General features: G+C 68.6%; 24 protein-coding genes. 11 read left to right on the forward strand and 13 right to left on the reverse strand.

What is annotated here, in order from left to right:
• Position 1: 1 nt before the first annotated feature.
• The 6 genes from araH to xth all read left to right on the forward strand — a co-directional run bounded on the left by araH (position 2) and on the right by xth (position 6,160).
• Complete coding sequence (gene araH / locus CDO81_RS25135) at positions 2-985, forward strand: L-arabinose ABC transporter permease AraH (RefSeq protein ID WP_088486001.1); 984 nt, start codon at positions 2-4, stop codon at positions 983-985.
• Positions 985-2,172, forward strand: coding sequence for a glycosyl hydrolase 53 family protein (locus CDO81_RS25140; RefSeq protein ID WP_088486002.1), 1,188 nt, complete (start codon positions 985-987; stop codon positions 2,170-2,172). The genes araH and CDO81_RS25140 overlap by 1 nt, the downstream gene beginning before the upstream one ends.
• Positions 2,169-2,942: an SDR family oxidoreductase gene (locus CDO81_RS25145; RefSeq protein WP_088486003.1), complete on the forward strand. Its 774-nt coding sequence runs from the start codon at positions 2,169-2,171 to the stop codon at positions 2,940-2,942. Before CDO81_RS25140 ends, CDO81_RS25145 begins: the two co-directional genes overlap by 4 nt.
• Positions 2,939-3,886, forward strand: coding sequence for a LysR family transcriptional regulator (locus CDO81_RS25150; protein ID WP_088486004.1), 948 nt, complete (start codon positions 2,939-2,941; stop codon positions 3,884-3,886). The genes CDO81_RS25145 and CDO81_RS25150 overlap by 4 nt, the downstream gene beginning before the upstream one ends.
• A gap of 64 nt (positions 3,887-3,950) precedes the next feature.
• Positions 3,951-5,372 (forward strand): dihydrolipoyl dehydrogenase, encoded by a 1,422-nt coding sequence (locus CDO81_RS25155; protein ID WP_088486005.1) that lies wholly within the window; start codon positions 3,951-3,953, stop codon positions 5,370-5,372.
• Positions 5,373-5,389: 17 nt separating this feature from the next.
• Positions 5,390-6,160: an exodeoxyribonuclease III gene (gene xth / locus CDO81_RS25160; protein WP_088486006.1), complete on the forward strand. Its 771-nt coding sequence runs from the start codon at positions 5,390-5,392 to the stop codon at positions 6,158-6,160.
• An 8-nt stretch (positions 6,161-6,168) separates the two neighbouring features.
• On the opposite strand, the gene CDO81_RS25165 is transcribed toward xth, so the two are convergent.
• From CDO81_RS25165 to CDO81_RS29195, 4 genes are all read right to left on the reverse strand, one after another.
• Positions 6,169-7,860, reverse strand: a complete 1,692-nt coding sequence (locus CDO81_RS25165) for a DUF2235 domain-containing protein (protein ID WP_088486007.1) — start codon at positions 7,858-7,860, stop codon at positions 6,169-6,171.
• Between the two features lie 88 nt (positions 7,861-7,948).
• Complete coding sequence (locus CDO81_RS25170) at positions 7,949-8,596, reverse strand: CatA-like O-acetyltransferase (RefSeq protein WP_088486008.1); 648 nt, start codon at positions 8,594-8,596, stop codon at positions 7,949-7,951.
• Positions 8,597-8,680: 84 nt separating this feature from the next.
• Positions 8,681-8,926, reverse strand: a complete 246-nt coding sequence (locus CDO81_RS25175; protein ID WP_144397404.1) for a hypothetical protein — start codon at positions 8,924-8,926, stop codon at positions 8,681-8,683.
• 288 nt (positions 8,927-9,214) lie between these two features.
• Positions 9,215-9,943, reverse strand: coding sequence for a helix-turn-helix transcriptional regulator (locus CDO81_RS29195; RefSeq protein ID WP_088486010.1), 729 nt, complete (start codon positions 9,941-9,943; stop codon positions 9,215-9,217).
• Positions 9,944-10,023: 80 nt separating this feature from the next.
• Between CDO81_RS29195 and CDO81_RS25185 the strand changes: the two genes are divergently transcribed.
• Both CDO81_RS25185 and CDO81_RS25190 read left to right on the forward strand, forming a co-directional pair.
• The gene (locus tag CDO81_RS25185; RefSeq protein WP_088486011.1) at positions 10,024-10,440 is read left to right on the forward strand and encodes a DUF4902 domain-containing protein; all 417 of its coding nucleotides are present in this window, start codon (positions 10,024-10,026) and stop codon (positions 10,438-10,440) included.
• A 66-nt stretch (positions 10,441-10,506) separates the two neighbouring features.
• On the forward strand, positions 10,507-11,049 hold the full coding sequence (locus CDO81_RS25190) for a PaaI family thioesterase (RefSeq protein WP_088486012.1): 543 nt from the start codon (positions 10,507-10,509) through the stop codon (positions 11,047-11,049).
• Positions 11,050-11,073: 24 nt separating this feature from the next.
• On the opposite strand, the gene eda is transcribed toward CDO81_RS25190, so the two are convergent.
• Positions 11,074-11,697 carry a bifunctional 4-hydroxy-2-oxoglutarate aldolase/2-dehydro-3-deoxy-phosphogluconate aldolase gene (gene eda, locus CDO81_RS25195; protein WP_088486044.1) on the reverse strand — a complete coding sequence of 208 codons (624 nt, stop codon included), beginning with the start codon at positions 11,695-11,697 and terminating at the stop codon, positions 11,074-11,076.
• 14 nt (positions 11,698-11,711) lie between these two features.
• Positions 11,712-13,541, reverse strand: coding sequence for a phosphogluconate dehydratase (edd, locus tag CDO81_RS25200; RefSeq protein WP_088486013.1), 1,830 nt, complete (start codon positions 13,539-13,541; stop codon positions 11,712-11,714).
• An 88-nt stretch (positions 13,542-13,629) separates the two neighbouring features.
• Here edd and CDO81_RS25205 point away from each other — a divergent pair, with 88 nt between their 5' ends.
• Positions 13,630-14,310 (forward strand): gamma-glutamylcyclotransferase, encoded by a 681-nt coding sequence (locus tag CDO81_RS25205; RefSeq protein WP_241517150.1) that lies wholly within the window; start codon positions 13,630-13,632, stop codon positions 14,308-14,310.
• On the opposite strand, the gene CDO81_RS25210 is transcribed toward CDO81_RS25205, so the two are convergent.
• The gene (locus tag CDO81_RS25210) at positions 14,300-14,908 is read right to left on the reverse strand and encodes a nucleotidyltransferase family protein (RefSeq protein WP_088486014.1); all 609 of its coding nucleotides are present in this window, start codon (positions 14,906-14,908) and stop codon (positions 14,300-14,302) included. The two genes, CDO81_RS25205 and CDO81_RS25210, sit on opposite strands and share 11 nt — an antisense overlap.
• Before the next feature lie 417 nt (positions 14,909-15,325).
• Here CDO81_RS25210 and pdxH point away from each other — a divergent pair, with 417 nt between their 5' ends.
• Positions 15,326-15,961, forward strand: a complete 636-nt coding sequence (gene pdxH, locus CDO81_RS25215) for a pyridoxamine 5'-phosphate oxidase (RefSeq protein WP_088486015.1) — start codon at positions 15,326-15,328, stop codon at positions 15,959-15,961.
• Positions 15,962-15,988: 27 nt separating this feature from the next.
• Here pdxH and CDO81_RS25220 read toward each other — a convergent pair whose 3' ends face one another.
• The 5 genes from CDO81_RS25220 to CDO81_RS25240 are packed head-to-tail and all read right to left on the reverse strand — an operon-like array spanning position 15,989 to position 22,499.
• The gene (locus CDO81_RS25220; RefSeq protein WP_088486016.1) at positions 15,989-16,483 is read right to left on the reverse strand and encodes a DUF3299 domain-containing protein; all 495 of its coding nucleotides are present in this window, start codon (positions 16,481-16,483) and stop codon (positions 15,989-15,991) included.
• A gap of 18 nt (positions 16,484-16,501) precedes the next feature.
• A complete protein-coding gene (locus tag CDO81_RS25225) occupies positions 16,502-17,698 on the reverse strand; it encodes an ABC transporter permease (protein WP_088486017.1) in 1,197 nt (398 codons plus the stop codon).
• Entirely contained in the window at positions 17,695-18,438 is a 744-nt protein-coding gene (locus CDO81_RS25230) for an ABC transporter ATP-binding protein (protein WP_088486018.1), read from the reverse strand. The genes CDO81_RS25225 and CDO81_RS25230 overlap by 4 nt, the downstream gene beginning before the upstream one ends.
• Positions 18,438-18,974 (reverse strand): peptide-methionine (S)-S-oxide reductase MsrA, encoded by a 537-nt coding sequence (gene msrA, locus CDO81_RS25235; RefSeq protein ID WP_088486046.1) that lies wholly within the window; start codon positions 18,972-18,974, stop codon positions 18,438-18,440. Before msrA ends, CDO81_RS25230 begins: the two co-directional genes overlap by 1 nt.
• Positions 18,975-18,995: 21 nt before the next feature.
• A complete protein-coding gene (locus tag CDO81_RS25240; RefSeq protein ID WP_088486019.1) occupies positions 18,996-22,499 on the reverse strand; it encodes a DUF748 domain-containing protein in 3,504 nt (1,167 codons plus the stop codon).
• Between the two features lie 16 nt (positions 22,500-22,515).
• On the opposite strand from CDO81_RS25240, the gene CDO81_RS25245 reads away from it, so the two are divergent.
• Positions 22,516-23,325, forward strand: coding sequence for a YdcF family protein (locus CDO81_RS25245; protein WP_158218424.1), 810 nt, complete (start codon positions 22,516-22,518; stop codon positions 23,323-23,325).
• 159 nt (positions 23,326-23,484) lie between these two features.
• Here the strand turns inward: CDO81_RS25245 and ubiD are convergent, their stop codons facing one another.
• Positions 23,485-25,023 (reverse strand): 4-hydroxy-3-polyprenylbenzoate decarboxylase, encoded by a 1,539-nt coding sequence (gene ubiD, locus CDO81_RS25250; protein ID WP_088486020.1) that lies wholly within the window; start codon positions 25,021-25,023, stop codon positions 23,485-23,487.
• Between the last annotated feature and the right edge of the window lie 28 nt (positions 25,024-25,051).

Raw genomic sequence — 25,051 nt, forward strand, 5'->3', positions numbered from 1 at the left:
CATGAACACCACCCCGACCGCCGCGACACCCGCGCCCGCGATGAACCCGACTTCACGTGCCCTGCTCAAGGAGCACAGCATGACGCTGGGCTACCTGCTGCTCTTCGTCGCCTTGTCCTTCACGGTCGAGAACTTCTTCTCGACGGCCAACATCGTCGGCCTGCTGTTGTCAGTCGCCCAGATCGGCATGGTGGCCTGCACCATGATGCTGTGCCTGGCCTCGCGGGACTTCGACCTCTCCGTCGGCTCCACCATCGCCTTCGCAGGCGTGCTGGGGGCCATGGTGCTGGAGCGCACCGGCAGCGTCGGCCTGGCGATTGGCAGTGGCCTGCTCGCGGGCGCGCTGATCGGCGCGGGCAACGGTGTGCTGATTGCCTATCTGCGTGTCAATGCACTGATCGCCACGCTGGCCACCATGCTGATGGTGCGCGGCCTGGCCTTCATCGCCTCGCAGGGTCAGGCCGTGGGCATCGCCGACGAGACCTTCATCTCCTTCGGTGACACCGCCGTGCTCGGCCTGCCGCTGCCGATCTGGCTGACCTTCGTCTGCTTCATCGTGTTCGGCGTGCTGCTCAATCACACCGTGTTCGGCCGCAACACGCTGGCCATCGGCGGCAACCCGGAAGCCGCCCGCCTGGCCGGCGTGCGGGTCGAGCGTCTGCGGGTGTGGATCTTTCTGCTGCAGGGCGTGGTGACGGCCCTGGCCGGCCTGGTGCTGTCGGCGCGCATCACCAGCGGCCAGCCCAATGCGGCGACAGGCTTCGAGCTGGACGTGATCTCCGCCTGCGTGCTGGGTGGCGTGTCGCTGCAGGGCGGCAAGGCGCGCATCTTCGGCGTCGTGATCGGCGTGCTCATCATGGGCACGGTCGAGAACGTGATGAACCTGCTCAATGTGGATGCCTTCTACCAGTACCTGGTACGCGGCCTCATCCTGCTGGCCGCGGTGCTGCTCGACCAGCTCAAGACGCGCGGGGAGCGCCGCTGATGCAACGTCGCAGCTTGCTGGCGTCGGCGCTGGCCGCCGCGCTGCCGGCGCACACCGGCGCTGATCCGGGGGTGAACCCGGCGCCGCCTTTCCTCGCGGGTGGCGACATCTCCGCGCTAAGCTGGATGGAGGCGGCCGGCGCGCGCTACAGCGACCGGACGGGCAGGACAGGCGACGTGCTCGCCATCCTGAAGGCGGCGGGCCACAACATCGTGCGCATCCGGCTCTACGAGCGCACCGGACCGGGCACGGGTCGCGACGGCTGGTACTGGCCGGCCGGCTCCATGGACTTGCCGGATGCGCTGGCCCTGTCACGCCGGGCGGCGGCGCTGGGCCTGCAGATCCAGCTCACGCTGCACTTCAGCGACTTCTGGACCAATGCCAAGGACCAGGACATCCCGCACCGCTGGGCTGAGCACCTGGCCACGCTGCCCGACGAGACGAGCCGCATGGACCGGCTGGTGGAGCTGGTGGCCGCCCGTACGCGCGTCGTGATGCAGGCCCTGCTCAAGCAGGGCACGCCACCGGCCTTCGTGTCGCTCGGCAACGAGATCGAAGCCGGCATGCTCTACCCCTACGGCCGCGCGACGCCCGAGAACTGGCCGCGCCTGGCGGCGCTGCTGAAGGCGGGCCACGCGGCGGTGAAATCCGTGCTGCCGTCGGCGCGCACCGTGCTGCACCTGGACGGCGGGGGCGATCTCGCCAAGTACCGCGACTGGTTCGACCACGCCCGCGCCCACGGCGTCGACTGGGATGTGATCGGCAGCAGCTACTACCCGTTCTGGACCGGCAAGACCGTGGCCGAGATGGCAGCCTTCTGCCGCAGCGTGACCGAACGCTACGACCGAGACCTGCTCGTCATGGAGACCGGCTTCAACTGGACGCCCCTGCGGCCCGATGGCTGGCCGGGCCAGTTGGAGCACAACGGCCCCTACCCCGCCAGCATGAGCAGCCCTGAAGGCCAACGCGATTTCATGGCCGATCTCCTCGGTACGCTGAAGGCCACGCCACGGGTGCTTGGCCTGCTGTACTGGGACCCGATCATGATCGCCAACCCCAAGGTCGGCTGGGCACTGAAGGAAGGCAGCCACCTGCCGGGCCCCAACGTGGTCTCCAACACCACCCTTTTTGACTTCAAGGGCCGGGCCCTGCCCGTGCTCGACATCTGGCACCAGTACACCTCATGAGTCTCGTTCCCCGTCTTCAAGGCAAGGTCGCGTTGGTGACCGGTTCAACCCAGGGCATTGGCCGGGCCATCGCCCGGCTGTTCGTGGAGGAAGGCGCGCAGGTCATCCTCAATGGCCTGCCCAGCGAGGCCGCGCTGGGTGAGGCGCTGGTCGAAGAGCTGGGGGCACAGCACGTGCTGTTTGCACCGGCGGACATCGGCGATGAAGCCGCAGTGAAGGCCATGGTGGCGCGCGGCGTCGAGCGGTTCGGCGCCATCAACGTGCTGATCAACAACGCCGGCATGGACGTGTTTGCCGAGCCGCTGGCGATGACGGCCGCCCAGTGGCAGCGCTGCCTCGCGGTCGATCTCGAAGGCGCCCTGCACTGCAGCCGCGCGGTGCTGCCGGGCATGCTGGCGGGCGGCGGCGGCAGCATCGTCAATATCGCCTCGGTGCATGGGCATCGCATCATCCCGAACGCCTTCCCCTACCCGGTCGCCAAGCATGCGCTGATCGGCCTCACCAAGGCCCTGGGCATCCAGTACGCCGCGCAGAACGTGCGGGTGAATTCCATCTCGCCCGGGCTGATCCTGTCGGAGCGTGTGGTGCAGTGGTTGCAGAGCGACCCGGCCGCGGCGCAGCGCCAGATCGATCTGCTGCCGCCCAAGCGCATCGGGGAGCCGATCGAGGTTGCCTACACTGCGCTGTTCCTGGCCAGTGATGAAGCGCGCTTCATCAATGCCACCGACATCCTCATCGACGGCGGCCGCTCCCAGCTCTATCACGAATGACCGACCCGCGATCGGATCGCTTCGTCCGCTCCCACCTCAAGACCCGCCAGCTCGTGCTGCTGGTGGAGCTCGGCCGTCACGGCTCGATCCTGCATGCAGCCCAGGCAGCCAATCTCACGCAGCCGGCGGCCTCCAAGCTGCTGTCCGACCTGGAGCATGTCCTGGGCGTGAAGCTCTTCGAGCGCCTGCCGCGCGGCGTGGCGCCCACCTGGTACGGCGAGGTGATGATCCGGCGTGCCGGCGCGGCCCTCGCGGAGCTGGACGCGGCTCACCAGGAGGTCATGGAACTGCTGTCCGGCATGGCCGGGCGTGTGGCCGTGGGTGCGGTGCTCACGCCGTCCACCACGCTGCTGCCGGCCGCCATCACCGCGTTGAAGGCCCGCCAGCCGCGGGTGCATGTCGCGATCCTGGTCGACACCAGCAAGATCCTCATCGAGCAGTTGCAAAACGGCGAGCTGGACGTGGTCATCGGCCGCGTGCTGGACAGCGAGTCAGCAGCGCAGTTGAGTTTCGAGCCGCTGACGGATGAACCCCACACCCTGGTCGCACGCGCCGGCCATCCGCTGGCTGGCCGGCAAGACCTGAGCCTGGCCGAGCTGGCGCGGCAGAGCTGGATCGTGCCGCCGGCGGGCAGCATCCTGCGGGACCGCCTGACGGCGGTATTCCTGTCGGCCGGCCTCGACCTGCCGCAGCACACGGTCGAGACCCTGTCACTGCCGGTGATGACCAGCCTGATGGCGCAGTCCGACATGGTGTCTGCCCTGCCCTGCGAACTGGTGCGCCCCTATCTCGAAGCCGGGCAGCTGATCGAACTGCCCGTCGACCTGGGGCTGCGCATGGACGTCTATGGCATCGTCACCCGCCGGGGGCACCAGCTGTCGCCCGGCGCCGAGCTGATGCTCGCCTGCCTGCGCGAGGCCGCAGGTCGACCGCCGTCCAGCTGACCTGCGGCGGCACCGGCGTCTGGGCGGGCTATCCTTGACTTGCCCGAGCCCCGGAGAGCTGCCCATGACCCTGTCCTGCGATGTCGCCATCATTGGCGCCGGCTCTGCCGGCATGGCGGCCTACCGTGCCGCGCGCGCCCACACCGACCGGGTGCTGCTGATCGAAGCCGCGCATTACGGCACCACCTGCGCCCGTGTCGGCTGCATGCCCAGCAAGCTGCTGATCGCCGCCGGCGAGGCCGCGCAGGCCGTGCGCGAGGCCCACCGTTTCGGCGTGCAGGCTGAAGCGCCTCGCATCGACGGTGTGGCCGTCATGCAGCGGGTGCGCAGCGAGCGCGACCGCTTCGTCGGCTTCGTGCTCGACACCATCGAGGGCTGGCCGCAGGCCACGCGTCTGTGGGGCCGGGCTCGCTTCGTGGCGCCGGGCCTGCTGGACGTGAACGGCCAGCAGGTGGCAGCGCGTGCTGTCGTCGTGGCCACCGGCTCACAACCCGTCGTGCCGCCGGGCTGGCGGGAGCGACTCGGTCAGCGATTGATCGTCAACGATGATGTGTTCGACTGGCAGGACCTGCCGCGCTCGGTCGCCGTCGTCGGCGCTGGCGTGATCGGGCTGGAACTGGCCTTGGCCCTGCACAAACTGGGTGTCCGCGTGCGGCTCTTTGCCCGTGGCGACCGCGTCGGGCCGCTGACCGACCCCGACCTTCAGGCCTTGGCCCAGCGCCTGTTTGCCGAAGAGCTGCCGCTGGCACTCAACGCCGGCCCCCTGGAGCCAGCGCTGGCGGGTGATCAGGTCAGCATCGGCGGCGAGCACTTCGACTTGCTGCTATGTGCTGCCGGTCGGCGCGCCAACCTCGATGACCTGGGCCTGGAGCACCTGGGCCTGCCGCATGACGCCCAGGGCCATCCGCTCGTGGATCGCCACACGGGCCAGTGGGGCAGCGCACCGGTGTTCGTGGCCGGAGACGTCACCAACGACCGGCCGCTGCTGCATGAAGCGGCGGATGCGGGGCGCATCGCGGGCGACAACGCGGCGCGCTGGCCCCGGGTGCACCATCGTCCGCGCCGGGCACCGTTGGCGATCGTGTTCAGCGACCCGCAGATCGCCCTCGCGGGCGCGAGCCACGCCGAGCTCACGGCGGCGGGCCTGGCCTTCGACACCGGCCGCGTCAGCTTCGCCGACCAGGGCCGCAGCCGCGTGATGGGCGTCAACCGCGGCGCGCTGCATGTGTATGCCGAGCAAGGGAGCGGCCGGCTGCTCGGGGCCGAGATGATCGGCCCGGCCGCCGAGCATGTTGGGCATCTGCTGGCCTGGAGCGTGCAGCGCGGCGACACCGTGCAGCAGATGCTCGACAGCCCCTTCTACCACCCGGTCATCGAAGAGGGCCTGCGCACGGCGCTGCGCCAACTCAGCAGCGACCTTCATCTGCCTCCCCCGCCGCCCGAGCGTTGCCTGGACTGCGACACCTCGGCCGAGGCCGGCGCCTGAAAAGTTAGGATGGCTGGATGAAGAAGTTCGCCACCTGGAACGTCAATTCCCTCGCCATCCGTCTGCCGCAAGTGCTGGAGTGGCTGTCGACCCATCCGGTCGATGCCCTGGTGCTGCAGGAGACCAAGCTCACCGACGACAAATTCCCCACCGCCGACTTCGGCGCCGCCGGCTGGCAGGTGCAGTGGTTTGGCCAGAAGACGTACAACGGCGTCGCGCTGATCAGCCGTGAGCGGGCCACGGACGTGGTCAAGAACATCACCGGCTTTGCCGACGAACAGGCCCGCGTCATCGCTGGCACCGTGGATGGCGTGCGGGTCATCGGCGGCTACTTTCCCAACGGCCAGGCGCCGGGCAGCGACAAGTTCGCCTACAAGATGAGCTGGCTCGACGGCCTGCGCCGCTGGTTGACCGAGGAACTCAAGCAGCACCCGGCGCTGGTCCTGATGGGCGACTTCAACATCGCGCCTGAAGACCGTGATGTCTACGACCCGGTGGCCTGGGCCGGCCAGATTCATTGCACGCCCGAGGAACGCGAGCATTTCAGGCAGTTGCTGGGCCTCGGGCTGACCGACGCCTTCCGGCTCTTCGAGCAGCCGCCCAAGAGCTGGAGCTGGTGGGACTACCGCAACCTCGCCTTCCGCAAGAACCAGGGCCTGCGCATCGATCACATCCTGGTCAGCGAGGCGCTCAAGTCGCGTGTGACGGCTTGCGAGATCGACAAACTGCCGCGCAAGAACGAGCGCCCGAGCGACCACGCGCCCGTCATCGTCACCCTCGACGCCTGAACCGGTGGCTAGCGATGGCGACGCAGGAATGAGCTGACCACCAGCGCCGCGACGCTGGCCAGACCCAGCCACTTGACGGCACTGGCCACCGTCATCGCGACGCGAGGCACCCACAGCCACCCGGCCTCCGGTGCGGCCCGCAGGGCGATGATGCTCAGGCCCGAGAACAGGTCCTCCAGCAAATCGGCACCCACGGCAACCGGCAGCGCCCAGCCCAGGCGGTTCAACCAGGCCGGTGGCGTGCGGCCCACCTGGATCAAGCCCGCATGCCGTGCAAAGGCCCGGCAGGTCAGCAGAGACAGCACCCAGGCCCAGGCGGCGATGAGACCCAGATCCAGCAGCAGCGCGGCTTTGGGGCGGGCGAAGGTGGCCGCCCGTTCGACCCAAGCGGGCATGGCGTCCAGGCTCAGCTGCCACTGCTGGAAGCGGGCATTGGCCGCCATGATCTCGTCCAGGCTGCCCAGCGGAGGGAGCCAGCCCGCGGGCGACAGCTGCGCCCAACCCGCCAGCACCGCGAACACCACCACCATCACGACGCCGAAAGCGAGCTTGAGCCACGGGCCCAGTTCACCGCGGTCGCGCCAGGCAGTCTGGTTGGGAAAGGCATGCGTCCAGGCCGCCACGCTGGGATGGGCCTGCATCTTCACGCGGCGGCTCGGCTGCTCATCCACCAGGGCGCTGGCCGTGTCGCGCACCGTGAGGCCCGTGAGCGCCCAGAGCGGCGTGGCGTGGGTTTGGCTGTTGATGCGCGCCGCCAGACGCGGTGGCGTCGCCGGGTCGAGTTGCGGCATGACGGCGCGAACGTCGTCTTCCGTCACGCGCCCCGGATGCGACAGCGGCATCGGCACGCGCAGGCCGCAGTGCATGGCCTGCGACACCAACCAGGCGAAAGGCGCGCGCGACAGCTCGCTGTAGGGGTACTCGTTGCCGCCGCCGACATCGCAATGAGATCCGCGAAACCAGCATTGCAGGATGTCGCCGGTGCCACCGTTCTTCATGCGAAAGGCGCCGTCGTCCTGCTCATAGGCGCGGGGCAGGAACTGTGCGCGCTGCTCGTCCAGCGCCATGGCCTGACGCACATGGCGGAAGTGCTTGTCCTCCAGGTTCGGCCGGGCCGTGATCTTCAGGCCGAAAGGCGGCAGGCCCACACTGGCCACGGTGTCCCAAACGCCGACGAAATGCACCTCGGGCCAGGATTCGGGCTGCTGCCCCTGGCCGAACAGCCGGGCCGCCTGCAACGTGATGTCGCTGCGCTCGGGTGAAGCCTTGGCGAAATAGGTCGACACCAGGCTGGCGACCAAGGTGTCCTGATGCTTGTCGATGATGCCAAAGGCGTTCACCAGGCCACCAATGGAGCGCGCCGTGAAGGCGCCGCGCGAGAAGCCGAACAGGAAGATCTGGTCGCCGGGCTGCCAATGCGACATCAGGAAGCGGTAGCCCTCGGCCACGTTGTCATACAGGCCACGACCAAAAGCCAGGCCGTCGATGCGGTCCAGCGCGCGGTGCAGCTTGTCCATGACGGTGGTGCCCGGCAACTGCGCCGGATTGCCCACGCCCGGGTCGTAATAGACCAGGCGCTGCGGGTCCGGGAAGAGGCGCAGCAGCTCGGCCAGCAGCACGACATGGGTGTCGGCATGGCGGCCGCTGAGGTTGTTGTTGGTGCCATCGCACAGCAGCACCAGTTGACGGGGCGATGTCATCCGCAGGCCTCACGCTGAAAGGCGCAGTCTTGCACCACCGTCGCGCGCCGGCATCCCCACGAACGCGGACGTGCCGCGCCGTCCTCGATCAGATGCCGTCCAGGTGCGCCTGGAAGGCTTGGAAGAATCGCCCGACGTGCACACCGTCGCACAGGGCGTGATGCACATCCACCGCCACCGGCATCATCAGTCGGTCGCCCTGCGGCGTGAAACGGCCGAAGGCGATCTTGGGCCGGTCATCGCCATGCCCGCGGGCATGGGTGAACGCCGTGAATGCGAACCAGGGCAAGGCGGTCATGTGCACGAGCGTCTCCACGCGCACGTCGCCTGGGTCATCGGCCTTGAACAGGTCTCCGCTGGCGCTGCGCACGCGGTGCAGGTTGTGCTTCGCGCGAGCGGCAAAGGCCGCCAGTGAGGGGTCGCGCGGCAGGGTCAGGAAGCCGAAGCTGCCGTCGTCCCGCAGCACGGTGGTGCTCGCGTGGATGGTGGCGAACTCACGCACGCCTGCGCCGTCGTCGATCAAGGTCTGGCGCATCCCATCCACCGCGTTGGCCGCTTCCAGGGCCGCATGGTGATAGGCCAGCCAGGGGGTGGCACCGTGCCGGGCTGCCCGCTCCCGCAGGCCGGTGACATCGACGGGCGCCGTCACACTGAATGCCGGCTGCGCCATCTGCCGGAAATGCGCGAGGGCCGCGCGCCGCGGCCAGTCAGCCAGGGGAATGTCTCGGTCTTGCATGCCCGCATGCTCGCACGACCGCGCCAACAAAAACGCCCGAGGCGCAAGCCTTCGGGCGTTTTGCAGGCAGACCTCGGGACCGGGTCAACCGGCGAGATCCTCGCGGGGACGCATGCCGAAATCATGGAGCGCTCGCTCCAGCTCTTCGGCGCGCTCTTCACCCAGATCCGTCAGCAAGGTCTGGCGAGAGGTACTTCGGACCTGACCGATCTGGTTGTAGCCCAAGGTCTTGGCCGACGCCAGCGTGCGCGGCGACAGCGCAAGACATTCAAGTGGCGCCTGATCGGCAAGACCGAGCAGTCGCGCATAGGTCTGGGCGGAAATCGCCACGGTCACCCTTCGTACGGGCCTCGCGGGCAAGTGGACGACGACCGATGCGGAGCCCGTGTTCTGGGGCTGGTCACCGTGATCGCCGCTTGTCGCGAAATTCCCGGGCAAGTGTGCCGACCGCCGGATCAACCGCCCAGGCGAGGCAGACCGAGAGTAACGAGGATGGCGTCGATGAGGCTCATGGTGGGCTCCTGAAGGAGAGAACAGAAATCGATGGACTGAACTGTCTCTGTTTTCACCCCCCTAGAAACCTAGCAAGTCTTCCAGGTTCTAGAGACAAACCCCGGCCTAGAAAACCCCAGCTGCGACGCACTTCAGCACCGCCTGGTGCTTGGAGGTGACACCCAACTTGCGCATCGCATTGCCCAGATGGAAGTTCACCGTCTTCTCGCTCATGCCCAGGATCACGCTCACCTCCCAGGCGGTCTTGCCCTGGGCTGTCCAGCTGAGCACGTCGAGTTCGCGGCGCGTCAGCTTGGGCAGGTCGCCCTTGGTGAGCTTGGGGCTCAACAGCCGATCGGCTGCCGTCAGCGCATGGGCGGCCAGCAACTGCAGGCCCGCCACCATCTGCATCAGCTCCATGCCGGGCGGCGGCAGGGGCTCCTCGCGGTCGACGCCGAGCAGGAAATGCTTGTCGCCCGGCAGGTGCAGCTTGACCGCGATGCCGGTCTTGAAACCGTAAGGCGCCTGCATCTCCCAGAGGTCGCCTACGCCGGCGTCGATGTAGGTCTGGCGGTCGTAGACCACGGGCACCGACTGGGTCATGAGACTGGACATGACCGGGTCGCGGCGCGTGTCGCCCAGGTCTTTGGCGGCCTGCACATAGGGCTCGGGCGTGTTGCCCAGCGAGGTGATCTGCACGTTGGGGTCGTTGAACTGCCCCCGCATCAGCACGCCCGAGATGATGGGAAAGCCCATCACATCAGCGGTTGCGACGAGCCGACGCTCGAAGCTCAGGAAGTCTTCGCTCAGGCCAACGTCGATCAACTGCTGGTAGTTCATTTCGGCCGGCACCATACCTGACAAGTCTGCCAGCTTGTTGCGGGATGCACCTGACCAGAGACTGCATGGCATTCGATTCCGTCGGGAGTTTTGCCATGTCGAGCTTGATCCAATTGCCCGAGGGCAGCGTGTGCTGGCCGGCCGATGCACTGTCGGCCGCCGTGCTGGATGTCGTTCACGCCCGCACACAAATCCGTCGCCCGCGAGGCGGCTCGCGTGGCGTGGGCGGCACAACCCGCTGGGAGCGCCCCTACGCCGATGCCAGCGCCTGGGTGGAATGGGACTGGGTCGAGATCAGTGCCGGCACCGTGGCGCAAGCCGACCCCTTGAACGTGCGCTCCAATGTGCTGCTGATCGACGAACGCGGCCGACCGGTGCTGTCATCGCGCCGGCGTGCGGCACTCGCCACGCTGGTATATCTGCTGCCCTGGCAAGGCCCGGTGCTCGACACGCTGCGCAACCCCGTCGCTGCCGGCACCCCCGCGCTGCCGCAGCAGCGGATTGCCGCCTGAACACAGGCGACAGCGCTGCCGGTGCCTCGTGCGCAGAATGAGGGCACCCCCCTCTTCTGCGCCACCATGACATCCGTCTCACCCGATGACGTGCTCGCCCAATGGCGAGCCGATGAAGCCGCCGTCCGCGCCCGCCAGCATCTGCAGCCTGGCGTCGCATCACCCGCCCAGCTCGCCGGCAAGACAGGGCTACAGCAAATGCAGGCGCTGCTCGCCGGCGAGGCGCCGCGGGCCCCGATCAGCGAGACGATGGACTTCCTGCTCGTGGCCGTGGACGACGGCCTCTCCGTATTCCAGGGGCAGCCCCAGGTCAAGCACTACAACCCGCTGGGTGGCGTGCATGGCGGCTGGTTTGCCACGCTGCTGGATTCGGCCCTGGGCTGCGCGGTGCACACGACCCTGCCGGTCGGCCGGGGCTACACGACGCTGGAGTTCAAGGTGAACCTGGTCCGCGGGTTGAACGACCGCGTGCCGCTGGTGCGAGCCACCGGCCGGGTGGTGCACCGCGGCCGCCAGGTGACGACGGCGGAAGCCGACCTCGTCGGGCACGACGGCAAGCTGTACGCGCATGCGTCCACGACTTGCCTGCTGTTCGACCTGCCAGCCTGATACGGCCAGCCAGGCCCTCGCGACTTACCTGCGCAGGGCCGACGCCTCGGCGGCGAGCCGCGTGATGCGCGCCCAGTCCTTGGCATCCACCGCGTCCTGCGGCGTCAGCCAGGAGCCGCCACAGACCTTGACGTTGGGCAGGCTCAGGAACTGCGGTGCCGACTCCAGCGAGATCCCGCCGGTCGGGCAGAAGGCGACGTCCGGGAACGGGCCGGCCAGCGACTTCAGCAGGTTGACGCCGCCCACGGCCACGGCCGGGAAGAGCTTGAGGAAACTGAAGCCGGCCGCATTCGCCTGCATCACCTCCGACGCGGTGGACACGCCCGGCAGCAGCGGCAGCCCCTCGGCCTTGCAGGCGGAGGCCAGGGCATCGGTGTAGCCCGGGCTCACGCCGAAGACACAGCCGGCGTTCCTGGCGTTCACCACATCCTGCGGGGTGCGCAGCGTGCCGGCGCCGACGATGGCACCCGGCACCTTGGCCATGGCCTCCATCGCCTGCAGCGCCACGGGCGTGCGCAGCGTCACTTCCAGCACCTTGATGCCGCCAGCCACCAAGGCTTCGGCCAGGGGCACGGCGTCTTCCAGGCGCTGGATGACGATGACGGGAATGACAGGGCCATGGCTGGCCAGGCTCAGGGTGTCGAGCATGATGTTCTCGGAGTTCACAACCAGGTGCAGGCGCCTTCTTCGGCGCTCAGGACATTGCGGCGCAGGCCTGCGAACAACTCGCGGCCCAGGCCATGCGCATTGACGTCAGCCTCGTCAGGGTCGAGCGTGGCCACGGGTCGTGCCGCCCATTCAGCCGCATCGACCAGCGCCGTGAGGCTGCCGGTGTTGGCGCAGACGCGCACGACATCGCCATCCCGCAGCCGGGCCAGCGGGCCGCCGGCCAGCGCTTCAGGGCTGACATGGATGGCCGCGGGCACCTTGCCCGAAGCGCCGCTCATGCGACCGTCGGTCACGAGCGCGACCTTGAAGCCCTTGCCCTGCAGCACCGCCAGCGGCGGCGTGAGCTTGTGCAGCTCGGGCATGCCGTTGGCGTGCGGCCCCTGGAAGCGCACCACGACGACGACGTCGCGCTCCAGTTCGCCGGCCTTGAAGGCCGCCAGCATCGCCTCTTGCGTGGTGAAGACCCGGCACGGGGCTTCCACGGTGTGGCGGTCTTCCGGCACGGCTGACACCTTGATCACCGCGCGGCCGAGGTTGCCGTCCAGCAGCTTGAGGCCGCCCGTGGCGCTGAACGGGGCGGCTGCGCCGCGCACGACGCCGTCGTCGCCGCTGGCCGTCGGCAGCGGCTCGCGCTGCACCTCGCCGCCCTGCCCCACGGCACGCGGCACGAAGGTGTAGGGGCGGAGGCTGTTGCCGGCCACACTCAGCACGTCTTCATGCATGAGGCCGGCATCCAGCAGTTCACGTATGACAAAGCCCGGGCCGCCAGCCGCCTGGAACTGGTTCACGTCGGCGCTGCCGTTCGGGTAGACGCGGGCCAGCAGCGGCACGACGGCGGACAGGTCGGAGAAGTCGGTCCAGTTGATCAGGATGCCGGCCGAGCGCGCCACGGCCACCCAGTGGATGAGGTGATTGGTCGAGCCACCGGTCGCCAGCAGCGCCACCATGGCATTGACGATGCAGCGCTCGTCCACCACATGGCCGATGGGCTTGGCCGCCTGGCCCGGCACACGGCCGCTGATCTGGAGCGCGGCGCCGACGGCTTCGCGGGTGAGCGCGGTGCGGAGGTCGTCGTGCGGATGCACGAAGGCGCTGCCCGGCACATGCAGGCCCATGGCCTCCAGCAGCATCTGGTTGCTGTTGGCGGTGCCATAGAAGGTGCAGGTGCCGGCGCCGTGGTAAGCGGCCGATTCGCTCTTGAGCAGCTCGTCGCGGCCCACCTTGCCTTGCGCGTAGAGCTCGCGCACCTTCGCCTTCTCGCTGTTGGAGATGCCGGAGCTCATCGGCCCTGCCGGCACGAACACGCAGGGCAGATGGCCAAAGTGCAAGGCACCGATCAGCAGGCCCGGCACGATCTTGTCGCAGATGCCCAGCAGCAGCGCGGCATCGAAGACATCGTGGGTCAGCGCAATCGCGGTGCTCATCGCGATGGTGTCACGCGAGAACAGGCTCAGCTCCATGCCGGGCAAGCCCTGCGTCACGCCATCGCACATGGCAGGCACACCGCCGGCCACCTGGACGGTAGCGCCCAGCCGATGGGCCTCGGCACGGATCAGCGCCGGGTAGCCCTCGTAAGGCTGATGGGCCGACAGCATGTCGTTGTAGGCCGTGACGACGCCCAGATGCGGCGCCTTCTCGGCCACGATGCGCAGCTTGTCGTTGGAGGGCAGCGCAGCCACCGCATGGGCGACGTTGGCGCAGCCCATGCGCTCGAAACCGCGCTGACGGCCCTGCAGCTTGGCGATGCGGGCCAGGTAGTCGCCCCGCAGCTTGGCGCTGCGCTCCTGGATGCGTTGGGTGACGGCGTTGAGTGTGGCGTTCATTCGGTGTCTCCGGAGCCCGATGACGTAACCGGCTCTTGGGAATTTAGGTAACCATATTACTTCGCCCGAGGAGACCTCGGGTTACGGCATGGGTACCGCCGGGCGGTCACGCCATGCCAAGATCACGGCGATGGCGTCACAGGCAATTCACATTCCTCACGGCCCGGCGCGCAGTGCCCACCTGCTGCAGCGCACCCGCGCCGAATGGCGGGACAGCGGCAACGACCTGCTGCTGTTCGCCTACGGCTCGCTCATCTGGCGGCCCGATTTTGAGTTCGTGCAGGCCCTGCCCGCTCGCGTGCTGGGATTTCACCGCGTGCTGCGCATGCGCTCGCGGGTCAACCGCGGCTCGCCGCAGGAGCCGGGCCTCGTGCTCGCGCTGGTCTCGGGCGGCAGCTGCCGCGGCCTGGTCTACCGGGTACCGCGCGATCAAGGCGAAGCGGTGCTCACGCAGCTCTGGGCGCGCGAGATGCCCAACGGCGTCTACGAACCGCGCTGGCTCAATTGCATGACCCCGGACGGCCGCCTGAGCGCGCTGGCCTTCACCCTGTCACGCCAGAGCCCGAACTGGACCGGCGCGCTGCCCGAGGGCGAGCTGCTGCACATCTTTCGCCATGCACGCGGCCGCTACGGCACGACGCTGGACTATCTGCTGCGCACGGTGCAGGGCCTGCGTGCTCACGGGATTCGTGACCTGGAGCTCGAACGCCAGGCCCACCTCGCCGCGCGTCACGGGCTGTGCGCGCCACTGGAGCACGCTAGCCCCTGACGCGCGCGAGGTCTTCGGCCGTGTCAACGTCCACGTGCACGCCAGGGTCGTCCACATCGATGGGCTGGGCTGCATACCGCGCCACGATGCGTCGTGCGCCTTCGTCGCCCTTCAAGGCCATCAACTCGGAATAGAGCTCCGTCCCGAAGCCCACCGGGTGGCCCTGCATGCCGCGGTGCTGGGCATAGCAGACCGGGAAGCGCTCCAGGCCGGCGGCCACGGCCAGGATGGTGGCCGGCCTCACCAAGGGCATGTCGGCCGGCAGGATGAGCCAACCATCGGCGTCACCGGTGGCGCCAACGCCGGCCACGATGGAATGGCCCATGCCAATGGGCAGCGGCCGGCCCTGGGCGTCGCGCTCGGGCAGCACGACCACGTCACGCGCGGCCACCCAACGATGCGCGGCAGGTGCGAGCGTCGCCGTCGTGACCACGACCACGCGCAATTGCGTGGCGATGGCATGGCGCAGGCTGCGCACGAGCACGGTGTCGCCGCCGGGCGCATCGCCGAGCAGTTGCTCGAGCTTGTGCCCGGCGCCACGAAAGCGCGATCCGCGCCCTGCGGCGAGTACGACGACAGCGGGGCGTCGTTGGGTCATTGGCTGCTGGTCCCTTCCAAACCTGATTGCCGCGAGACGGTACAGGGCCTGTTAACACGACGGCAATGGGTCGCGAAAGCCTGCTGGCAGCTGCCGATCAAGGCGCAGCGCGCCGCCCGCACTGCTGTGCGGGCAAGCGCTGCAACGCCGAGCGGCGGCTGCCAGCAGGCTTTCCCTTTGGGTTGAGGCGAGAAGGGGCGAGCGCCGCGTTGCAAATGCTCGCCGGGTGTCCAACCCGGCTGCGCTTTGCGCCTTGCTCACGCCCCTTATCGCCTCAACGCGACCCATTGCCGTCGTGTTAACAGGCCCTACGCCGCTTGTTGCAGTGCCCTCAGCATGCCCAGTGACCCTTCGCTTGAAACTGGGACGTTCACTTAAGGGAAGGCCTTTAGGGGAAGGTCTGCATACTTGAGCCCCATGAGCAAACTGAGCGACTTCCGAAAGAGTTACGAACTGGGCGAACTGGACGAGGTGCAGGCCGAGAACGGCCCCCTGGCCCTGTTCAATCAATGGATGGACCAGGCCATTGCCCACGACGTGTCCGAGCCCACCGCCATGACGCTGGCCACGGTCGGCGCCAACGGTCGACCTTCCACGCGGGTGGTGCTGCTGAAGGGCTGCGACGAGCGCGGCATGGTCTGGTTCACCAACTACGACAGCCGCAAGGGCGAGGAACTGGCGGGCAACCCGTTCGCGGCACTGCAGTTCCATTGGGTCGAGATGGAGCGCGTGGTGCGCATCGAGGGCCGCGTGGAGAAGACGTCGGCACAGGAGTCCGACGACTACTTCAAGAGCCGGCCCCTCGACTCGCGCCTGGGCGCCTGGGCTTCGCCGCAGAGCCAGGTGATTTCGTCACGCGCGGTGCTGGTGGCCAATGCCGCCAAGGCCGCCGTGCAGCACGGATTGAATCCGGACCGGCCGCCGCACTGGGGCGGGTATCGCCTCGTGCCGGACCGCTATGAGTTCTGGCAAGGCCGCCGCTCGCGCCTGCATGACCGCTTGCGCTTCAAGCTCGAAGGCAGCGACTGGGTGCGCGAGCGACTGGCGCCGTAACGCCAGCGCCCTGCCCTGGCCGCGTCGTCAGTTGACGGCGCTGCCGTCCTCGACGCGGTAGTACAGCCCGTAGGGGTCGTCGTTGAGCACGGCCAGCACGCCTTCGACGACCACCGGCTCCAGGGTGTAGCGAACCGGTTTACGGGTACGCACTTCCACCAGGCCTTCAGGCCCGGCCGGCACGCAGAACGAGCAGGTGGTGGGCACCGACGAGAGCAGGAAATGCTGCTGCTTGTCGCCCGCCTCCAGCGGCATCATGAAACCCTGCACCTTCACGGTCTTGCGGTCCAGCGCCTGCACGGCCGCCGGGAAGGTCGGCACGATCTTTTTCTTCTCGGCCTTGGCGGTGACCTGGGACAAGAGCTTCCAGGACACGATGTCCGCGCGCTCTTCCAGCGGCTTGAAGGGGCTGCGAGGGTCGTGATAGCCCGGCCCCTGGCCGATGGTCGGCGCCGTCTGGGCAACGACTGACGAGGCGACCGTGGCGGCCAGACACAGGGCAAGCAGTGGTTTGAACTTCATGCGCCGGATTGTGCGGCTTCAGCGCGGCGCCTGCAGCAGCGTGGTCACATCCAGCCGATACGCGCGCCAGGCAGGCCAGGCGGCAGCCAGCAGGGCGAGCCCACCCGCCAGCAGGGGCACGAGCCATTCAGCCTCACTCCAGCCGAGCGAACCCAGGCGCAGCGATTGCCGCTCCGCAAGCAAGCGCTCCAGCAACGCCACCAGCGCGTGCCCGCCCGCCAGCCCCAGCACGGCCGCCAGCGCGGCCAGCAGCAGGGCTTCCAGGGCGATGAGTGCGGCCACACGTCGAGCCGGCGCCCCCAGCATGCGCAGCATGGCGAGGTCGCCCTGGCGGGCACGTACCGCATGCAGCATCGCCACCCACACCGACAATCCGGCGGCCACGAGCAACACGATGCCGAAGCCCCGGAGCACCTCGGTTCCGGCGCCCACCAGCCGCATCAACCGTGCCGTTTCAAGCGCGGGCGCGGCCGACTGAAGCCCTTCCTGGGCATTCACCCAGCGCGGCAACATCACCGCCGCCAGCGGGCTCCGGTAGCGCACCAGCGCGAGCGTGATCTCCCGATGCGCGTCATCGTCAGGCTCATGGGCTTCGCCCGCATGGTGCGCCTCATGAACCTCCCAGACGGAGGACAGGTCGGTGAGCACGAGGCGATCGAGCACGCTGCCGGAATCGGCCAGGATGCCGACGACTTGAAACTGATGATCGCCATGCGCTCCGCCGCCCTCGGCCAACCCGTGGCTGCCGGCAAATCGGTCACCCACCTTCAGGCCACTCGCACGCGCCACCTCGGCGCCGAGCACCGCCTGCATCGCGCCGCGCCACAAGGCCCCCTGGGCGATCTTGGCCTGGTAGAGGTCGAGGTAGTCCGGCGTCGTCCCGGCAATGCGAAAGCCCCGGAAGCTGTCGCCAAGCGACAGCGGCACGGCCTGGGCGACCAGCGGCTGCTGCTTCAAGAGCTCCAGCGTCGCCAACGGGATGTTGCCGGTGGGCGCATCGAGGTGGAAGACGCCCGCCAGCATGATCTGCATCGGGCTGCCCTTGGCGCCCACGACGAGGTCGATGCCGGCGAGATCGCGCCTCAGGCCCGCCTCGACCTGAGCACTGGCGCGCAGCACGAAGGTCACGGCGGCGAGGCCGAGTGTCAGCAGCAAGAGATTCAGTGCGGTCGTCAGCGGGCTGGACCACAGGTAGCGCCAGGCCAGACGGATCATGAGGCGCTCCCGTCGGTCCAGTCCGTCACCCGGGTCATGGGGCCGGTGCCGGACAAGGCCCCCAACTGGCTCAAGGCACCAGCCGGGCGCGGGCGGCTGCGCAGCACGACCTCCGTGAAGTCGTCACGTGCCGTCAGCGCCTCGATGACTCGCGCGTCATGGCTGGCGATCACCAGCGTGCAGCGCTCCCGCTCGGCTGCGTCCAGCAGCAGCGCCAGCATGTGAAGCGTGTGCTCATCGTCCAGGCTGGCGCTGGGCTCATCGGCGAGCAACAGCCGCGGCTGGCGCATCAGCGCCCGCGCCAGCGCCACGCGCTGGGCTTGGCCCACGCTGAGCTGATGCGGGCGGCGCTTGGCCAGGTCGGCAATGTCGAGCGCGGCCATCAAGGCCTCGGCCCGGCCTGCGTTGCTGGCCTGCCCGGCCGCAAGCGCTGGCAGCGCCAGGTTCTCGGCCACGGTGAGGGCTTCGCTCAGGTGCAGGCGCTGCGGCACCACGCCGAGCGTCGCGCCGCGCCAGGCGTCCAGGGCCCGCGGGCTCAGGCCCGCCAGCGCCGTGCCGGCCACCTCCAGCCCGCCCTGCTGCACCCGCAGCAGGCCCGACAGCAGCGCCAGCAACGTGGACTTGCCGGAACCGGAGGCACCACGCAGCAGCAGGTGATGCCGCTCCCGCAGCGCGAAATCGGCATAGACGATCTCGGCGCCGTCGGGGTATTGATGGCGCAAGCCGCTCCAGGACAGCATCACTTCACCAGACGCTTGAAGCTGGACAGGAACTTGTCCACCTTGCCGGCCACCACAAAGGCGCAGTAGCCCTGGTCAGGATTGCGGGCGTAGTAGTGCTGGTGATAAGCCTCGGCGGGGTGATAGTTGGTTTCGGGCAGCAGTTCGGTCACCACACGGCCGGCGTGGTGATCGTTGGCTTCCTTGAGCACCTCGGCGGCCAGCGCACGTTGGGCCTCGGTGTGCCAGTAGATGCCCGAGCGGTACTGCGTGCCAACGTCGGCGCCCTGGCGGTTGAGCGTGGTCGGGTCGTGGATGGTGAAGAACACCTCCAGCAGCTCGCGCAGCGATACCACCGCCGGGTCGAAGTCGATGCGCACCACCTCGGCATGGCCGGTGTTGCCGCTGCACACCTGCTCGTAGTTGGGCTGGGCGGCATGCCCGTTGCTGTAGCCGTTCTCGACATGGTGCACACCGCGCACACGCTCATAGACGGCTTCCAGGCACCAGAAGCAGCCGCCGCCCAGAGTGATGCGCTCGAGGGAATGGGGACTCATCAGTTCAGTCATGAGGGGCTTTCAGTGGACTCCGAGGGACAGCTCCACATGGGGCCGCCAGGTTTCATCGCAAGCCTGATCGCAGACCTTGGGCGCTGCGACGAACACGCGGGCGTTGGGAGCACCGCGCGCAAGCAAGGCGTCGCGCACCGCGGTGGCACGGGCGACAGCCAGCTCGCGCAGGGCGTCTGCATCCACCGTGTAGCTGCCTATCAGCAGCCCGCGCATCTGCTCGGGCGGCAGGTCCTTGGGCAGGCCAAGCAGATTCTTCGGCTTGTTGGGCAGCTTGGCGGCCTGGTAGAGGCGCTTCAGGGCGGCCTCTGGCGTTGGCGCGTTCTCGGCGCGAAGCGCACGGTCGAGCATCTGCTCGCGCAGCACCTGGCTCTCTGCGGCAATGCCCGCCCATCCGGTGAGCGTGAGCTGCACGCCGGGGCGATCGACCAGCAGGCGCGCGATACGGTCGAGCTGATCGACCGCGGCCAGCTCGACACGGCCGGGCTGGAAGGCCACCTGAGCTTCCTCGGGCCGGTCACTGCCGCTGAAGAGCGCAAACGGCGAGGTGAGCGCCTTGCCAATGAGGTTGAGAAACAGCTTCCAGACCAGGCCCGCCACGCTGAACTCGGGGTCGTTCAGGGAGCCACTGACGGGAAGGTTGACGTCGATGACACCGTCGCGGTCCTTCAGCAAGGCCACCGCGAAGCGCACGGGCAGCGACGTGGCCGTCGGGCTGTCCACCTTTTCGCCGAAGGTGAGCTGGTTCAGGATGATCTGATTGCTCGCCACCAGCTGGCCGCCCGGCTCGACCTGGTAGCGCAGTTTGGTGGACAGCTTGCCGCGCTCGATGGCGTAGCCCGCGTACTTGGCGGCGTAGGGCGACAGCGGCGCCAGCTCGATGTCGGTGGCATTGGCGGCGATGTCCATCGCCAGCGGTGCCCCGGGCTTGAGCTGGCCATCGATTTCCAGCAGCCCGGTCCCGGCGATCTTGCCGCGCAGCGTCAACGGTGCCATGGCAGGGTTGTCAGAGGAGAACGCGCCGAGCGAGCCCTGCAACTCGCTCAGCCGCGCGCTGTAGTTGGGGCGGACGAAGCGGTCATTGAAATCGACCACCCCACGGTTGACACGGATGCGCTCGGCCGCAAAAACGGGAGCCGGGGCCGAGGCCGCGGCACTGGCCGCCACGGCAGGCCCCTCGGGCAGGGATGCCGCCGACGCCGCCGCAGCGGCCTCCGCCGGCCGAAGGTCGCGCAGGTTGAAGCGCCCCTGCTCGTTCACGATGAGGCGGGCGTAGGCATCGTCGAGCTGGGCGTCCTTCACCGCCAGCCGCGGCGCGGCGCCGGTGGCCCAGGCGAACTTGACTCCTTCCAGCTGCAGGGCCTGCCAGCTGAGCAGGTCTTCGCCGATGACGCGCTGCCCATCGGCGGTGCGAGCCTGCAGCAGCGCCAGCGGGCCAACGCGCACCTGCCCCTCCAGCTGGGTCTGCCAGTGGCCGGCTGCCGACTGCGCCAGGTTCACCTCGGTCTTGAGGCCGAGCTCCGCACGCTGCAGTTGAAGCCCCAAGGCCGGGTCAAGATAGGCGTTGAACAGATGCAGCGGCAAGGCTTGCGCCTGGAGGCTGCCGGTGGCGGCCAGCGGGCCCAGCGCGACGCGACCGGACCACTGCAGGCTGCCGCCGCTGGCGGGCACTGGCTGGTCGTTGGCACCCAGCGCCAACACCTGCGTGTTCAGCTGCATGGCGACGGGCGCTGCCGACGGCCAGCTGAAGGCCCCCAGCTTCAGCCGCAGCGGCTCAACGGCAATGGCCACCGACGGCATCACCGCAGACACGGCCAGGTCGCGCCAATGCAGCGCGCCGCGGTCGACGGTGACGCCCGCGATCCGCGTTTGCCAGGCGGGGCCCGCAGGGGCCGCAGCGGAGTCGTGCGAACCAAGCAGCGGCGCGAGGTTGAGCTGACCGTCCGCCGCGCGCGACAGCTGCAGGCGCGGCGCCTCCAGCACCAGTTGACCGAGGTTCACGCTGCGCGAAGCCGGATCGATGTCCGCCTGGTCCAGCTGCATCGTGCCCAGCGACATGATCTTGGGCTGGCCGGGCAGGCTCAGCCGCGCCTCACTCAGGCGCAAGGCACTGAGCTGCAGCTGCGCGCGCACCGCCGCGTCTGCAGCCCATGGCGACTTGACCGACAAGCGCAGCTTCGCGGTCAGGTCGCCGATCAAGCGTGCGCCCGCGGGCAAGGGCAGGCGCGCCGCCAGGCGCTCCAGGGCCAGCGCCTCGACCTGGGCGTCCGCTTGGAGCAACTCCGGCGCGAGGGTCGCCTCGGCCTGCAGTCGGCCTGCGTCCAACTGAAGGCTGGCGGTCAGTGGCACCGGCTTCTTCAGCGGCCAGTCCGCCGCACCGAGCTTGAGCGCCATGGCGTTGAACGCTAGCTCGTCGTAGGTCAGGCGCCCTTCCTTGAGCTGCAAGCCGCCCAGGCTGAGCTGCCAGGGTGCAGCCGGGCTTGCGGCTGCAGGGGCGGCGGGTGTCGTGCGAGCCGACTTGGGCGTCCGCCACCAGGCCTCCGGGGCCTCCAGCGCCACCTCCCCCAGCGCCAGCTGACGCTTCAGCGGCTGCACGTCGGCCAGGGGCACACGCAGCAATCGGGCATTGATCAGCGGCCCACCGTCGGGCTGCCGCAAGGCGAGGTCATGCACCTGAACGAGGCCACTGAGCTTGACACCCGGCGCCTGGCGCGGCCGCTCAGCGAAGTCCAGGGCCAGGTCGACATCCAGCCGGCCGGCGGCCAGGCGCATGGGCAAGCTGACCGGCACATAGGCTGCCAGCGGCGCGAGGTCCAGCCCGGCAAACCGCAGGGCCAGGCGCGCACTGGCGTCATCCGCAAAGGGCAAGGCTTCGCCGCGGCTGTCGAACGCCACGCCATCGAGCTGCCCACGCAGCTCGGGCTGCACCTTCACCGCCACGTCGGCCGGCAGCGTCGACAGGAATGGCAGGGCGAGATGCAGCTCGGCGAGTTCGTGCTGACGCTGCACCGGGCGATCGTCGAACAGCACACGCCCCCGGGTCAGTTCGATGTTGTAGACCGCAAACTCCGGATCGGCGCTGTCCGGTTCGCCCGGCTTGGCGGCAAAGCGCTGCAGCAGGTCATCGACGTCGTATCGCCCTTCGGCCGTGCGGGCCAGGCGCAGCGTGGGCGCGGTCAAGGTCAGTGACTCGACCACGGCGCGGCCACGCAAGAGCGACCGCAACGACAAGGCTGCGTCCAGTTGGTCCAGGGTGAGCAAAGGCGCCACGCCTGGGGCTGGCCCGGCGATTCGGACGCGCTCCAGCACCAGCGCCAACCGCCAGGGCTGAAAACGCGCGTCGCCGATCTCGACCGTGCGCCCCAGGGTCTCGCTGGCGATGGCCGCGCCCCGCCCCTGGACCCACCCGGGAAGCGCCAAGGTGGCCACCAGCAGCACAAGGGTCACCAGGGCCGACAGGGCGGCCAGCCCCCACAGGGTCCGTCGAGCGAGAGTTCGGAAAGCGATCGTCACAGCGGCCGCATTATTGATGTCGGCGATGATCCTGCGGGTGATGCACTTCGACTACTCCTTCTTCAAGACCGGCTTGCTCGCGGCGCTGATGCCGCCCGTGCCGTTTCTGGCCCTCGCGGCTTGGGGAGGCTGGCGGCTTCGGCGCGGCCGCTGGGGCGGCGGATGGCTGACAGCGCTGGCGCTGATCGCCCTGTGGCTGTCCACGACGGAGGCCGCGGGCGAATTGCTCAGCCGGGCTGCAGGGCAGCCGGCGCCGCTCTCGCCAACCGTGATGGCATCCCTGCAAGGCCAAACGGATGGCGCCGTGCTGGTGCTGGGCGCGGGCGTGCGGCAGGTCGTCCCCGGTTTCAGCGGTGGGCGACCGACCGACCTGACCAGCGAACGCTTGAGCTACGGCGTCTGGCTGGCGCGCCGCATCGGCTGGCCGCTGGGCTTCAGCGGCGGTATCGGCTGGACGGCCAAGGAGCTGAAGGTACCGGAGGCGGCCGTGGTGGCACAGGTCGCGGCGCAGGACTATCAAATGCCCCTGCGCTGGGCGGAAGGCCGCTCTCGGGACACGCGCGAGAACGCGATCAACACCATCCCGCTGCTGGCGCAGGCGGGGGTGAAGCAGGTGGTGCTCGTCACCCACGAAGCCCACATGCGCCGGGCGCTGCGCGCCTTCGAAGCCGAAGCGTCTCGATTCGGCATGCGCGTGCTGCCGGCACCGGTCGGGTTGCGCGAGGACGCGCTGACCGCCTTCAGCGACTGGTGCCCGTCCGTTCCCGGATTCGCCCGCGTTCGCTACATCATCTATGAGACGCTGGCCTGGTGGGCCGGCCGATGAACCGCCACCAATAGAAACCCCGCCGGGCTTGCGGGCCGGGCGGGGCGGGTGGCGAGGCCACCTTGGGGCTCCACGGCCATCTGCCGAGGGGCTCCTGGCGCGCAAAGATTGCGCCAGAGGGTTTGCCTGAAAAGGCTCTCCAACCCTAGGCGATGGTCTTCACTTCTTCAAGAAGAGCTGCTCAAAGAGCACTTCGGCGCGCTGTGACACCTCCGCTGGCAGCGTGATCGCCCGGCCCCATTCCCGGTCCGTCTCACCGGGCCATTTGTTGGTCGCGTCCAGCCCCATCTTGCCCCCGAGGCCGCTGACCGGCGAGGCGAAGTCCAGATAGTCGATCGGCGTGCTGTCCACCAGCGTCGTGTCGCGTACGGGGTCCATGCGGGTGGTGATGGCCCAGATCACTTCCTGCCAGTTGCGCGTATCGATGTCGTCGTCCACCACCACGATGAACTTGGTGTACATGAACTGACGCAGGAAGCTCCAGATGCCGAACATCAGCCGCTTGGCATGGCCCGGGTACGACTTCTTGATCGACACCACCGCCATGCGGTAGCTGCACCCTTCCGGCGGCAGGTAGAAGTCGACGATCTCCGGAAACTGCTTCTGCAGGATGGGCACGAACACTTCGTTGAGCGCCACGCCCAGGATGGCCGGCTCGTCCGGCGGCTTGCCGGTGTAGGTGGAGTGGTAGATCGGCTGGTGCCGCTGGGTCTGGCGGCTGATCTCGAACACCGGGAACCAGTCCTGCTCGTTGTAGTAGCCGGTATGGTCACCATAAGGGCCTTCCAGCGCGTGCAGGTAGCCGCCCTTCTCCTTGAGCGGCACGCCATGCGCGCTGACGCCTGTGAAGCCGGCGGGCGCTGGCGGGATATGCCCCTCCAGCACGATCTCGGCCGAGGCCGGCGCCTGCAGCGGCTGCCCCTGCCCGACAGCGGTGTTGACGAGCTCGGTGCGCGAGCCACGCAGCAGGCCGGCAAACTGGTACTCGGACAGGGAATCCGGCACCGGCGTCACGGCGCCGAGGATGGTGGCGGGGTCCGCCCCCAGCGCGACGGCGATCGGGAACGGCTGGCCCGGATGCGCGAGCGCAAAGTCTCGGAAATCGAGCGCCCCGCCCCGGTGGGCCAGCCAACGCATGATCACCTGCCGGGGTCCGATCACTTGCTGACGGTAGATGCCGAGGTTCTGACGAGTCCGGGTCGGCCCCCGGGTGATGACCAGCCCCCACGTGATCAGGGGGGCGGCATCGTCGGGCCAGCAAGTCTGGATGGGCAGGCGCCCGAGATCGATGTCGCCGCCTTCCAGCACTTCTTCCTGGCAGGGCGCGCGACGCTGCACCGCGGGCTTCATGTCCCACAGCGCCTTGGCCATCTGCAGCAGCTTGCCGGCATCCTTGAGGCCCTTGGGCGGCTCGGGCTCCTTGAGACTGGCCAGCACACGGCCGACGTCGCGCAGATCCGCGATGGAATCGGCCCCCATGCCCAGGGCGACCCGCCGCGTTGTCCCGAAAAGATTGGTCAAGGCAGGGGTCGAGTGCCCGGCTGGCGACTCGAACAACAGTGCCGGTCCGCCCGCCCGCAAAACGCGGTCGCTCAAAGCCGTCATCTCCAGCACCGGCGAGACTTTTTCACGCACACGCTTCAGTTCTCCGAGCCCTTCCAGGCCGGTCATGAAGTCCCTCAGGTCGCTGTATTTCATAACCAAAAGTAGTTTTGAAGAAGGCAAA

It is taken from the genome of Roseateles puraquae, from assembly GCF_002205845.1.
Taxonomy (GTDB): Bacteria; Pseudomonadota; Gammaproteobacteria; order Burkholderiales; family Burkholderiaceae_C; genus Pelomonas; species Pelomonas puraquae.